Here is a 12,652-nt window from a genome sequence, read left to right as displayed (position 1 = left end):
AGCGCGATCTCGCCCAGCAGGAACGACCAGTGGGTCGGGAACACCTTGTTCATCTGGTGCCGCAGACCCTTGGCCAGCTGATACCGCTGGTCGGCGTTGTTCGCGGCCTCGCCCAGGTGCCGCGCGGGCGCACTCGGCCCCTTCGTCGGCGTGGTGAGTGAACTCATCGGCGCCCCGCTCCTCCCGGTCGTCCCCGCTCCCCGACCGTGACACCGGCAGATCGATCCTGCAACGACAGGTCGTCATTTGCATCGCGTATGAATCGCCGTTCGGGCGCTGGGCGCAAGTGACTCGTGGTTACGCTGGGCGCACCGACGGGTTGATCCGCAGGAAGGCAAGCGATGGGTGTGAAACCGGACCAGTTCGGCGAGCCGGAGGCCGTGCAGCGAGTCGATGAGGTCACCGGGGCGCTGGAGCGCCTGACGATCGCGCTCGAGCAGGAAGAAGACCTGGCCGTGCTGCTGCAGCGGGTCTCCCGGCAGGTGGTGTCGGCGGTGCCGGACACCGAGATGGCCAGCGTCACCCTCTTGCGCGCCGGCGCACCCTACACGGCGACCGCCACCGGCGAGAGCGCGTTGCGCATCGACCGAGCCCAGTACGACGCCGGCCAAGGCCCGTGCCTCGAAGCCGCCCACACGGGTGAACTGCAGCGCGTCGACGTGGCCGAAGCCGCCCAGCGATGGCCCGCGTTCGCTGCGGCCGCCGGCAAGGACGCCGTCGCCAGCTACCTCTCGGCTCCCCTGTTCATCGACCGCGAATACCAGGGCTCGCTCAACCTCTACAGCACGGCCGGCGGCGGATTCGGCGCCCTCGACGCCGCGCTGCTGGAGCTCTACACCGCCGCCGAAGCCGCTCTGCGCGGTGCCCGCCGCTACCAGACCGCGCAGGAAACCGTCGCGCAGCTGCGCACCGCGCTGACCTCGCGGGCCGTCATCGACCAGGCCAAGGGCATCCTGATGGTCCTGCACCACGTCCCGGCCGACGAAGCCTTCGACCTGCTGGTCAAACAATCACAGAACCAGAACGTCAAGCTGCGCGAGGTGGCCGAGCAGTTCATCGCCCAGGTACTCGCCGCTTCCAGCTGACCGCGTCCCGGGCCGGCCGTGATTTCCCGCTTTTGCGATACCGTTGCCGGCTGTGAGCCGAGACGAGCCGCACAACATCGTCACAGGGACAACCACCGGCCACGTCCTGCAGACCGCGGAAATCCATGGCGACGTCCATTTGCACTCCGCTTCGCCTCGAAGCGTGCCTCGGCAACTGCCCGGTACCGTGCGGCATTTCGTCGGCCGCCGAAGGCAATTGGCCGCCTTGACCACCTATCTCGACGAGGCCGTGGCGAGTCCGGAGCCGGTGGCGATTTCGACGGTCGAGGGCATGGCCGGGATCGGCAAGTCGGCCCTCGCCATCCACTGGGCCCGGCAGCACACCGACCGGTTTCCCGACGGCCAGCTCTATGCCAACCTACGCGGTTTCTCCCCCGCCGCGGCGATGCAGCCCGGGGAGGCGCTGTGGGGCTTTCTGCACGCACTGGGCGCGCCGCGCGACACGCCCTTTCTCGACCTGGACGCCCAGGCCGCTCTGTACCGCAGCATGCTGGCCGGACGCCGCATGCTGATCGTCCTCGACAACGCGCGAGACAGCGACCAGGTGCGACACCTGCTTCCGGGCAGCGGGGCCTGCTACGTCATCGTCACCAGCAGGCAGCGGCTGACCGGTCTCGTGGGGCAAGCCGGCGCCCGCCCGATCAAGATGGACAGCTTGCAGATCGACGAGTGTGCGACATTGCTGGGAGCCCTCGCCGGAACCGATCGAGTGACGGCGGAACCCGGCGCGGCAGAAGGACTGGTCGAGCTGTGCGCACGGATGCCCCTCGCCTTGACCATCCTGGGAGCCCGGCTCGCCGACCGGCCGGACCTGCAGCTGCACACGCTCGCCCGGCGACTGCGTGACGCCCGGCTGGAAACCATCGACTCCGGCGAAACCGACGTGAACATCAGCACCGTGTTCTCCTGGTCCTACCAAGCGCTCAGCCCTGCCGCCGCGGCGTTGTTCCGGCTGCTGAGCCTGCATCCGGGCCCCGACTTCAGCGCGGCCGCGGCAACCTCGATCGCCGCGGAAAAGGCGGACCGGCTGCTCGACGAGCTGACCCACGTCCACCTTCTCGAAAACCGTCCCGGCGGCCGGTACGGCTTCCACGACCTGACCCGGCTGTACGCACAGCACCACGCCCAGGATCACCCGCGGGACGCGGCCGTACTCCGCATGCTGGACCACTACCTGCACACCTGCGTCGCCGCCGACGGTCACCTGGGCTCGCCCTGGGAGCCGTTCACGCTCGAGCCACCGCAGCCCGGGACATGCCCCGAAACGTTCACCGACGCCGGACAAGCTGCCGCATGGTTCGCCGCCGAACACGCCGTTCTCGTCGCCCTGGTCGAAGACCCGGCATGGTCCAGCAGCCACACCTGGCGGCTGGCTCGCTCGCTCGTCACCCATCTCGACCGGCACGGGCATTGGCGCGACTTCGTCAGCACCCAGCGCGCCGGACTCGCGGCGGCGCAACAAGTCGCCGACGCCAACAGCCAGGCCTACGCCCACCGTCTGCTCGCCCGCGCGCTCTGCCGCCGGGACGAACTCGGCGAAGCCCGCGACCACCTCAGCCGCGCGCTCGAACTCTTCGGAGACGACATCACCGGCCAGGCGCACACGAACTACGCACTCGGCTACCTCGACGTTTGCGCCGGCGACACCTCGCGTGCTCTCGACCGCACGACACAGGCACTGACGCTCGCCCGCGAGAGCGGCGCCGAAGTCTGGGAAGCCAAAGCACTGAACAACATCGGGTGGTGCCTGATCGAGGCGGGACGCCACGCCGAGGCCCTGGACTACAGCCGCCAGGCCCTCGACCTGTTCCGCAACCTCGACACGGACCCGGACGGCTTGGCCCACACGCTGGGCTGCCTGGGCAGCGCCTACCTGGGTGCCGGTGACCCGGAGCAAGCATTGGCCTGCTACCTCGAGGCACTGCACATCCGCGAGCAGCACCGCAACTTCTACACGCAGGCGACCACACTGCGCCACGTCGCCGCTGTCCACCGCACCACGGGCAATGACGAAGCAGAGCAAGCGGCGCTGCGTCAAGCCTTGGCGATCCTCGAGCAGCTCGGCCACGCGGAGGGCCCCGCCCTTCGGGCCCAGCTGGCGCGGCTGATCTGAAGCGGGCGACGTCGCCGAACAGCCGCTCGCGTCGCGGACGGGGCCCGACGGCCTGGTCTTCCCGGCGAACGGTCATCGACCGAGGACCTGGCGGGCCACGCTGCGGAGTGGTTCACCCGGCCCAAGAAGGGGCAGTGGGCCGGCTAGCGCACCTTGGCTTTCGAGTGCGGCTCACGACGCCGTGTCCGCGACACGCACGCAAACGCCGCCCGGCCGGTCTCTCCTACGCCTGTTCGGCACCGTCGTGGAACACCTCGCGGAAAACTCCGGTCGCTTTGTCGTTGTCCAGCCAGCGCAACTCGAATTGCTCGCCATACCAGTCGAGCCGCGCCGCCTCCCAGTTCCTCCTGCGCACTTTCGGTTCCCGGGTCCGCGCGGTCCTCGTAGCGCCAATGCTCCGGCTCGTTCAGATCGCGTCGCGCGAACACCATGTCGACATAGGTGATACCGCCGGCGCGGGCGGGCTTGACCGACTCGGTGTCACACATGGTCGGATTGCCGGCCACGCGCTCCCTTGTTCTCGGGGAACGGTATTGGCGTTCCCATTGCGGGTCACCCAACGGACGCTGCCGCGTTTCGCGGGTGCCGATTCCGGCGGTGAGGACACCGGCGAGGGCCTGCCAGGGCCGTTACACGAGTCTGCTCAGGCGAGTCAAGGCCGTGGTGGAGCGGCTACCTGATCGCGGTTCCCCCAAGCGGAGCAGTCCGGTTCCCGCCTCCGACCACGGCTATGATCCTGCGCGCGGTGTCGCCCATCCGGAAGCCGATCTCGCGTATCGTCATGTGACCAACCGCTTAGTAGGCTCGCGGGCACGAGCCCGTTACTCAACGACGAGGAGGTCCCCCGTGACCGATTCCCCTTCCCGTGTCGCCGTGGTCACCGGTGCCGGCCGTGGCATCGGTGCCGCCGTTGCCGCGCGGCTGGCCGCTGACGGCTTTGCCGTCGGGCTGCTCGACCTGGACGAGGCCGGTGTCAAGCAGGGCGCCGAGGCGATCGTGGCCAAGGGCGGCAGGGCCGTCGGCGTTGCCCTCGACGTCAGTGACGCCGAGCAGGTCGAAGCGGCCGTCACGCGGGTCGCCGATGAGCTCGGGCCGCCCGTTGTGCTCATCAACAACGCCGGTATCACCCGGGACAACCTGATCTTCAAGATGACCGAGCAGGACTGGGACTCCGTGCTCGGCGTGCACCTCAAGGGGTCCTTCCTGATGACCCGCGCGGTGCAGAAGTACATGACGCAGGAGAAGTACGGCCGGATCGTCAACCTCTCCAGCACCTCTGCGCTGGGCAACCGCGGCCAGGTCAACTACTCCGCCGCGAAGGCCGGCATGCAGGGGTTCACCAAGACCCTCGCCATCGAGCTGGGCAAGTTCAACGTCACGGCCAACGCCATCGCGCCGGGCTTCATCGCCACCGACATGACCGCGGCGACCGCCGAACGGATCGGCATGAGCTTCGAGGACTTCAAGGCCGCCGCCGCGTCGCAGATCCCCGTGCAGCGCGTCGGCACGCCCGAGGACATCGCGAACCTGGCGTCGTTCCTGGTCAGCGAGGGTGCCGGGTTCGTCTCGGGCCAGGTCATCTACGTCGCCGGCGGACCGAAGGACTGAGACCGATGCGGGAATTCCAGAACCTCGACGAGTTCGCCGCCGCGGCCGGCGAGCACCTCGGCTACAGCGAGTGGCTGAAGATCACCCAGGACCGGGTGAACCAGTTCGCCGACGCCACCGACGACCACCAGTGGATCCACGTCGACGAGCCGATGGCGACCGCGGGCCCGTTCGGCGGCACCATCGCCCACGGCTTCCTGACGCTGTCGCTGCTGTCGGCGTTCGGCCCGAAGATCTACCGGGTCAACGGCATCCGGATGGGGATCAACTACGGCCTCAACAAGGTCCGCTTCCCGCAGCCGGTGAAGGTCGGCTCGAAGGTGCGGGCCGGCGCGGAGCTGGTCGAGATCACCGACATCCCGGGCGGCAAGCAGGCGGTGTCGAAGTGGACGGTCGAGATCGACGGCGAAGCGAAGCCCGCTTGCGTCGCCGAGTGGGTCACCCGGTTCCTGGCGTGACGTCGCCGGAGGGCACTTTCACGTGAAAGTGCCCTCCCGATCCCGCTGTACTGCATACCGACCAGTCGGTATGCTTTTCGGAAAGAGTGTGAGGAGGCACGATGAGCCGCACCGACCCGCCGGGTCTCGACCTGGCCCGCTTGCGCGCCCACCTGGACGCGCGGCGGCCCGGGCTGGTCGCCGGGGAGCTGACCGCGGACGTCGTGGAGGGCGGCCGGTCGAACCTCACCTACGTGGTGGGTGACGGCCGGTCGCGCTGGGTGGTCCGCCGGCCGCCGCTCGGGCACGTGCTGCCCACCGCGCACGACATGGGCCGCGAGTTCCGGGTGATCTCCGGCCTGCGCGACACCGCCGTGCCGGTGCCCGAAGCGCTGCTGCTGTGCGAGGACACCGACGTCGTCGGGGCGCCGTTCTACGTGATGAGCTTCGTCGAGGGCACGCCGTACCGGACCGCGGACCAGCTCGCGCAGCTCGGCCCGGACCGCACCCGGGCGATGGCCGACGCGCTGGTCGGCACGCTCGTCGACCTGCACGCCGTCGACCCGGCCGCGGTCGGGCTGGGCGACTTCGGCCGGCCCGAGGGCTTCTTGGAGCGGCAGCTGCGGCGGTGGAAGAAGCAGCTCGACGCCTCCCGCAGCCGTGACCTGCCGGGCATCGAGGAACTGCACGACCGGCTCGCCGCGGCGGTGCCGGTGTCCGGGACGCCGTCGATCGTCCACGGCGACTACCGGCTCGACAACGTGCTGGTCGACCGCGAAGACAACATCTCCGCGGTGCTCGACTGGGAGATGTCGACGCTGGGCGACCCGCTGACCGACCTCGCGCTGCTGGTGGCCTACGCCGAGCGCGACAAGGTTTCGCTGCCGTTCGTCTCCAACGCCAGCTCGGCACCCGGCTACCCGCGCACCGACGAGGTCGTCGCCCGCTACGCCGAGCTGTCCGGACGGGACGTCTCGCAGCTGAACTGGTACGTCAGCTTCGCGTTCTTCAAGCTGGCCGTGATCCTGGAAGGCATCTACTACCGCTTCAGCAAGGGCCAGACGGTCGGGGCGGGTTTCGAAGGCGTCGGGGCCGGGGTCGCGCCGCTCGTCGCGCACGGCAACGAGATTCTCAAAGAGGAGAAGTAAATGGACTTCGCGTTCGACGAGAAGACCGAACAGCTGCGCGGGCAGCTGCTCGAGTTCATGGATTCCCACGTCTACCCCGCCGAGCCGGTGTTCGAGCAGCAGCTCGCCGAACGCGACGACCCGTGGGCCATCCCGCCGGTCGTCGAGGAGCTCAAGGCCGAGGCCCGCAAGCGCGGGCTGTGGAACTTCTTCCTCCCCGGCGACCACGGCGCGGGCCTGACGAACCTGCAGTACGCGCCGCTGGCGGAGATCACCGGCCGCAGCATCCGGCTCGCGCCGACCGCGCTCAACTGCGCCGCGCCGGACACCGGGAACATGGAAGTGCTGGCCATGTTCGGCAACGAACAGCAGCAGAAGCAGTGGCTGGAACCGTTGCTCAACGGCGAAATCCGCTCCGCCTTCGCGATGACCGAGCCGGACGTCGCCTCCTCCGACGCCCGCAACATCGAGACCGCGATCCGGCGCGACGGCGACGAGTACGTCGTCAACGGCCGCAAGTGGTACATCTCCGGCGCGATGAACCCGGCGTGCAAGATCTTCATCGTGATGGGCAAGACCGATCCGGAAGCCGCGCCGCACAAGCAGCAGAGCATGATCCTGGTCCCCCGCGACACGCCGGGCGTTACGGTCAAGCGGGGCATGCACGTCTTCGGCTACGACGACAGCGACCACGGCGGCCACGCCGAAGTGATCTTCGAAGACGTCCGCGTGCCGGTCGAAAACCTCATCGCCGGCGAGGGCGACGGGTTCGCCATCGCCCAGGCCCGGCTCGGCCCGGGCCGCATCCACCACTGCATGCGTGCCATCGGGATGGCCGAGCGGGCACTGGAGCTCATGTGCCGCCGCGCGATCTCCCGCGAGGCGTTCGGCAAGCCGATCGCGCAGCAGGGCGTCGTGCAGGACTGGATCGCCGAATCGCGAGTCAAGATCGAGCAGCAGCGGCTGCTGGTGCTCAAGACCGCGTGGCTGATGGACACCGTCGGCAACCAGGGCGCGCACACCGAGATCCAGGCGATCAAGATCTCCACCCCGATCACCGTCGAGTGGATCCTCGACAAGGCCGTGCAGGTGCACGGCGCGGGCGGCGTCAGCCAGGACTTCCCGCTGGCCGCCATGTGGGCCGGGAACCGCACGCTGCGCCTGGCCGACGGGCCGGACGAGGTCCACAAGCGCTCGCTGGCCCGGCGCGAACTGAAGAAGTACCTCTCGGAGGGCGCGAAGTGACTGTCACCGCCGAAGACCTGACCCGCCAGGCGACCGAGTTCCTGGCGTCGCACGACCCCGCGTCGACCGACCGCATGGACTTCCTGCGCGCCCGGTTCGACGCCGGGCTCGCCTGGATCCACTTCCCCGCCGGGCTCGGCGGGCAGAACGCGCCGCGTGCGCTGCAGTCCGTTGTGGACGAGGTGTTCACGGCGGCGGGCGCGCCGGACAACAACCCGCGCCGGATCGGCATCGGCCTCGGCATGGCCGCGCCGACCATCCTCGCCTTCGGCACGCCGGAGCAGCGCGAGCGCTTCCTGCGTCCACTGTGGACCGGTGAGGAGGTGTGGTGCCAGCTGTTCTCCGAACCCGGCGCCGGCTCCGACCTCGCCGCCCTCGGGACGCGCGCGGTGCGCGACGGCGACGACTGGATCGTCACCGGCCAGAAGGTGTGGACGTCGGGCGCGCACGAGTCGCAGTGGGCGATCCTGGTCACCCGCACCGACCCGGACGTGCCGAAGCACCAGGGCATGACGTACTTCCTGTGCGACATGACCGCGCCCGGCGTCGAGGTCCGGCCGCTGCGCCAGATCACCGGCGAGGCCGAGTTCAACGAGGTGTTCCTCACCGACGTCCGGATTCCGGACACCCAGCGCCTCGGCGCGGTCGGCGAGGGCTGGAAGGTCGCGCAGACGACGCTGATGAACGAGCGCGTCGCGATCGGCGGGCACGTCCAGCCGCGCGAAGGCGGCCTGATCGGGATCGTCGCGAAGACCTGGCGCGAGCGGCCCGAGCTGCGCACGCCGGAGTTGCGCGACCGGCTCGTCCAGCGCTGGGTCGAGGCGGAAACGCTGCGGCTGGCCGGCACCCGGCTGCGCCAGCAGCTCGCCGTCGGCGCGCCCGGGCCGGAGGGTTCGGCCATGAAGGTCGCCTTCTCCGAGCTCAACCAGGCGCTCACCGGCCTGGAGGTCGAGCTGCTCGGCGAAGAGGGCCTCGCCTACGACGACTGGACGTTCCGGCGCCCGGCGATCGTCGACTTCACCGGCCGCGAAGCCGGTTACCGCTACCTGCGCGCGAAGGGCAACTCCATCGAGGGCGGCACCTCGGAGGTCCTGCGCAACATCATCGCCGAGCGCGTGCTGGGGCTGCCCTCGGAGCCGCGCGTCGACAAGGACGTCGCCTGGAAGGACCTCCCCCGATGAGTCAAACACCGCCCGACTTGCTGTATTCAGACGTCGAAGAGGACCTGCGGGCTTCGGTCCGGGACCTGCTCGCGGACAAGGCCGGCGCCGAGGCGCTGCTGGCGCGGGTGGAAACGGCCGAGCCGTACGACCTGAAGCTGTGGCGCACGCTGGCCGACGAGGTCGGCGTGGCCGGGCTGGCGGTGCCGGAGGAGCTGGGCGGCCACGGCGCTTCGGCTCGCGAGGTCGCCGTCGTGGCCGAGGAACTGGGCCGCTGCGTCGCGCCGGTGCCGTTCCTCGGCAGCGTCGTGCTGGCGACGACGGCGCTGGTGCACGCCGGCGCGCGTGACTTCGTCGGCCGGCTCGCGGCCGGGCAGGCGATCGGCGCGCTGGCCGTGCCGCTGTCGACGGCGCCGGGCGCGGGCTTCCCGTCGTCGGTGACGGCGTCCCCGGACGGCACGCTCTCCGGCCGGGTGGGCACGGTCGCCGACGCGTCGGTGGCGGACCTGCTGGTCGTCCCGGCCGCCGGCCCGGACGGGCCCGCGCTGTACGTGGTCGAGGCTTCGGCGGCGACGGTGTCGGAGCTGGTGTCGTTCGACCTCACGCGGCGCGTGGCCGACGTGTCGCTGGACAACGCGCCGGCCACGCTGGTCGCCTCGGGCCCGGAAGCGGCTTCGGCGCTGGAAAACGCCCTGCTGTTCGGGGCCGGCATCCTGGCCTCGGAGCAGACCGGCGTCGCCGAGTGGGCGCTCACCGAGACCGTGCGCTACCTGAAGGGCCGGTACCAGTTCGGGCGCCCGGTCGGCGGGTTCCAGTCGCTCAAGCACCGGCTGGCGAACCTGTACACGGACCTGGTGCTCGCCCGCGCGGCGGCCCGCAACGCGGCGGACGCGCTGGCCACCGGCACCGACGTGCCGATCGCGGTGGCGGTCGCGCAGGCCCGCAACGCGCCGATCGCCGTCCACGCGACCGAGGAGGCCGTCCAGCTGCACGGCGGCATCGGGATGACGTGGGAGCACCCGGCGCACCTGTACCTGAAGCGGGCGAAGGCGGACGAGATCGCGCTCGGCACCCCGGGCCGGCACCGCGCCCGGCTGGCGGAGCTGGTCGACCTGCCCGCCTGATTTCCCGGAAACGGCCCGTCCCCGGCCGGGGACGGGCCGTTTCCGCATTCTGCAACACATTCGGCCGTGCCGGACGGCACGACGGCTGCCGTACGCTGGCCCTCATGGCCCAGGCCATCCAGCTGCACCTCAACCAGGCACTGATGCGCATTCCCCGGCGGGCGGAAAGCGCCGACCGGTCGACACTGGCCGCGACCTACGTCGCCGCCGGCTCGTTTTCCGCGATGATCAATTCGGCCGATCACCAGATCCTTTTCGGCCGCCGCGGCACCGGCAAGACGCACGCGTTGCTGCACCTGCAGGAACTCGCCGAGGGCACCGGTGACCTCGCGATCCACCTGGACCTGCGGACGATCGGGTCCACCGGCGGCCTGTACGCCAACACCGCGCTGAGCCCGGCCCAGCGCGGCACGCAATTGCTGGTCGACACCCTCGAAGCCGTCCACGACCGGCTTTTCGCCTTCGCCGTCGAGGGCAGTTCCCCGGATCAGGACACCCTTCTGCGCGGTCTCGACGCGCTGGTCGCCGCCGCCACCGAAGTGGAAGTCATCGGCGAAACCGAACAGGAGCAGACTTTCGGCGACGCCGTGGAACGGGAATGCTCGGCGGAATTGTCCATCGCCCCGGACGTCGGCGCCAAAGCCGGCGCGCGGCACCGGACGTCGGCGACGGCGTCGAGCCGCCGCCGGCGCACCGGCGTCGAGCAGCACCGCGTGCTGTTCGGCCCGCTGAGCCGGGCCGTGCAGACCGTGGCGGACGGCGTCCGGCCCGCCCGGTTGTGGCTGCTGCTCGACGAGTGGAGCAGCGTGCCGCTCGACCTGCAGCCGTTCCTGGCGGACCTGCTGCGCCGCAGCGTCCTGCCCGTCCGGGGGATCACGGTGAAGATCGCCGCGATCGAGCACCGCGCCCGGTTCGCCGTCCCGCTCGACGACGACTACCTGGGCATCGAGGTCGGCTCGGACGCGGCCTCCGCGGTCAGCCTCGACGACGCCCTGGTGTTCGGCCAGTCGCCGGAAGCGGCCCAGGCGTTCTTCCGGGAGCTCTTCGGCAACCACGTCCGGCCGATCCTGGCCTCGATGCTGCGGACGTCGGTGCCGGGCGAGTTCGTCGACGCCGCCTTCCACGGCGGCGCGTTCCCCGAGCTCGTCCGGGCCGCCGAGGGCGTCCCGCGCGACGCGATCAACATCGCGGCGCTGGCCGCCCAGCACGCCCACGACGAGAAGATCACGCTGGCGCACGTCCGCCGGGCGGCGCGGGACTGGTACCTGCGGGACAAGCAGTCGGTGATCAGCCGGGACGACGACGCCGACCGGGTGCTGGGCCTGCTGGTCGACGAGGTGGTGGGCCGGCGCCGCTGCCGCACGTTCCTGCTGCCCGCGCGGGACCGCCCTGCCGCGATCGACACGCTGTGCGACGCGCGGCTGCTGCACATCCTCCGGCGTGGTGTGGTCGACCCGCGGCGCCCGGGCCGCCTGTACGACGGGTATGCGATCGACTACGGCTGTTACGTGTCACTGCTCGCCGGGAACCGGCGCCCGGCCGACGTCTTCACGGTCGACAAGGCCGTGGTGGACCTCCGGCGGCTGGGTTCTTCATGAAGAAACTTCAGTTTCCGGGGGAATTTTCGCTCATCTGAGCGAGAATTCTGTGAGCCAGGCCACTTCGAGCGCAAAAGTGTGGGAACCGTGCCCTTATCCCCATGGTTCTCCCGGGCGGTGCGGATCTAGCCTGTGCGCCATGGAGTCAGCCGTCGCCCCGGCGGACGCCGCCGCGCTGGAAGAATTGACCATCGCCGTCGGCGGCCACCACCACACCGCCCTCGCGGCCGGCCCGGCGTCGGGCGAGCTCGTCCTGCTGCTGCACGGCTGGCCCGAGTTCGCGGAGTCCTGGACCGAGCAGCTGCACGCCCTCGGCGAGGCGGGCTACCGCGCACTGGCGGTCGACCAACGCGGCTACGCGGCGGGCGCGCGCCCGGAGGGCGTCGAGCACTACACCCTGGATCTCCTGGTCGGCGACGTCCTGGCGTTCGCCGAAAGCCAGGGCGCGGACCGCTTCCACCTGATCGCCCGTGACTGGGGCGGCATGGTCGCGTGGGTGTTCGCCGCGGCGCACCCGGACCGCCTCCGGTCCCTGACGGTGCTCTCGACCCCGCACCCGGCGGCCCTCCGGCAGGCGGCGGCCACGGACGACGGCCAGTTCCACGACCTGGGCTACATCCGCTTCTTCCGCCGCGAGGCCGGCAAAGCCGAGAAATACCTCTTACGCGACGAAGCCGCGCAATTACGGGCTGTCTACAACCGCCGCATTCCCCGCACGGTCGTCGAGCGAACGGTCGAGCGCCTTTCCGAACCGGGCGCATTGACGGCGACGTTGAATTGGTACCGCGGAGCGACGAACGACGCGTTCGACATCCCGGCGGGCCGCATCAAGGTCCCGACGCTGTACCTGTGGGGCCGCGAGGACCCGTACCTGAGCCAGAGCGCGGCGGAGCTGACGGTCCACCACATCGACGCGGAGTACCGCTTCCAGATCGTCGAGGGCGCGAGCCAGTGGATGGCGATGGAGGCACCGGACGAGGTGAGCGCCCTGCTGCTCGACCACATCCGGCAGCACTAGCCCACGGGCGGCCGCAGGGCGTCCAGGACAGTCCCGTAAGCCGGTCTGCCGCGGCTTGTCGTGAGTGGTGAAGCGAGTTCTAACTCGCCTTACCACTCACGAGCCCAGCCACGGCG

The 12,652-nt window shown here is 70.3% G+C and carries 11 protein-coding genes and 1 pseudogene; 10 read left to right on the top strand and 2 right to left on the bottom strand.

Annotated elements, in window-relative coordinates; all coding sequences use genetic code 11:
• Positions 1-167 (bottom strand): annotated as a pseudogene (locus AB0M93_RS19085) (cytochrome b); the annotation flags it as partial.
• A 174-nt stretch (positions 168-341) separates the two neighbouring features.
• On the opposite strand from AB0M93_RS19085, the gene AB0M93_RS19080 reads away from it, so the two are divergent.
• Positions 342-1,085, top strand: a complete 744-nt coding sequence (locus tag AB0M93_RS19080; RefSeq protein ID WP_364275142.1) for a GAF and ANTAR domain-containing protein — start codon at positions 342-344, stop codon at positions 1,083-1,085.
• A 52-nt stretch (positions 1,086-1,137) separates the two neighbouring features.
• Positions 1,138-3,219 (top strand): tetratricopeptide repeat protein, encoded by a 2,082-nt coding sequence (locus tag AB0M93_RS19075; RefSeq protein WP_364275177.1) that lies wholly within the window; start codon positions 1,138-1,140, stop codon positions 3,217-3,219.
• 223 nt (positions 3,220-3,442) lie between these two features.
• On the opposite strand, the gene AB0M93_RS19070 is transcribed toward AB0M93_RS19075, so the two are convergent.
• Positions 3,443-3,574 carry a hypothetical protein gene (locus AB0M93_RS19070; RefSeq protein ID WP_364275140.1) on the bottom strand — a complete coding sequence of 44 codons (132 nt, stop codon included), beginning with the start codon at positions 3,572-3,574 and terminating at the stop codon, positions 3,443-3,445.
• Between the two features lie 491 nt (positions 3,575-4,065).
• Here AB0M93_RS19070 and fabG point away from each other — a divergent pair, with 491 nt between their 5' ends.
• The 8 genes from fabG to AB0M93_RS19030 all read left to right on the top strand — a co-directional run bounded on the left by fabG (position 4,066) and on the right by AB0M93_RS19030 (position 12,536).
• Positions 4,066-4,827, top strand: coding sequence for a 3-oxoacyl-ACP reductase FabG (gene fabG / locus AB0M93_RS19065; RefSeq protein ID WP_364275138.1), 762 nt, complete (start codon positions 4,066-4,068; stop codon positions 4,825-4,827).
• A 5-nt stretch (positions 4,828-4,832) separates the two neighbouring features.
• The gene (locus AB0M93_RS19060; protein ID WP_364275136.1) at positions 4,833-5,285 is read left to right on the top strand and encodes a MaoC family dehydratase; all 453 of its coding nucleotides are present in this window, start codon (positions 4,833-4,835) and stop codon (positions 5,283-5,285) included.
• Between the two features lie 101 nt (positions 5,286-5,386).
• Positions 5,387-6,412 carry a phosphotransferase family protein gene (locus AB0M93_RS19055; RefSeq protein ID WP_364275134.1) on the top strand — a complete coding sequence of 342 codons (1,026 nt, stop codon included), beginning with the start codon at positions 5,387-5,389 and terminating at the stop codon, positions 6,410-6,412.
• Entirely contained in the window at positions 6,413-7,636 is a 1,224-nt protein-coding gene (locus tag AB0M93_RS19050) for an acyl-CoA dehydrogenase family protein (protein ID WP_364275132.1), read from the top strand.
• Complete coding sequence (locus tag AB0M93_RS19045) at positions 7,633-8,817, top strand: acyl-CoA dehydrogenase family protein (RefSeq protein ID WP_364275130.1); 1,185 nt, start codon at positions 7,633-7,635, stop codon at positions 8,815-8,817. The genes AB0M93_RS19050 and AB0M93_RS19045 overlap by 4 nt, the downstream gene beginning before the upstream one ends.
• Entirely contained in the window at positions 8,814-9,920 is a 1,107-nt protein-coding gene (locus AB0M93_RS19040) for an acyl-CoA dehydrogenase family protein (RefSeq protein ID WP_364275128.1), read from the top strand. The genes AB0M93_RS19045 and AB0M93_RS19040 overlap by 4 nt, the downstream gene beginning before the upstream one ends.
• A gap of 104 nt (positions 9,921-10,024) precedes the next feature.
• Entirely contained in the window at positions 10,025-11,518 is a 1,494-nt protein-coding gene (locus tag AB0M93_RS19035; RefSeq protein WP_364275127.1) for a hypothetical protein, read from the top strand.
• A gap of 139 nt (positions 11,519-11,657) precedes the next feature.
• Entirely contained in the window at positions 11,658-12,536 is an 879-nt protein-coding gene (locus AB0M93_RS19030; RefSeq protein ID WP_364275125.1) for an alpha/beta hydrolase, read from the top strand.
• The last annotated feature ends 116 nt before the right edge of the window (positions 12,537-12,652 follow it).

The organism is Amycolatopsis sp. NPDC051102 (genome assembly GCF_040682815.1).
Taxonomy (GTDB): domain Bacteria; phylum Actinomycetota; class Actinomycetes; order Mycobacteriales; family Pseudonocardiaceae; genus Amycolatopsis.
This window is presented reverse-complemented; position numbering and strand designations above follow the sequence as displayed.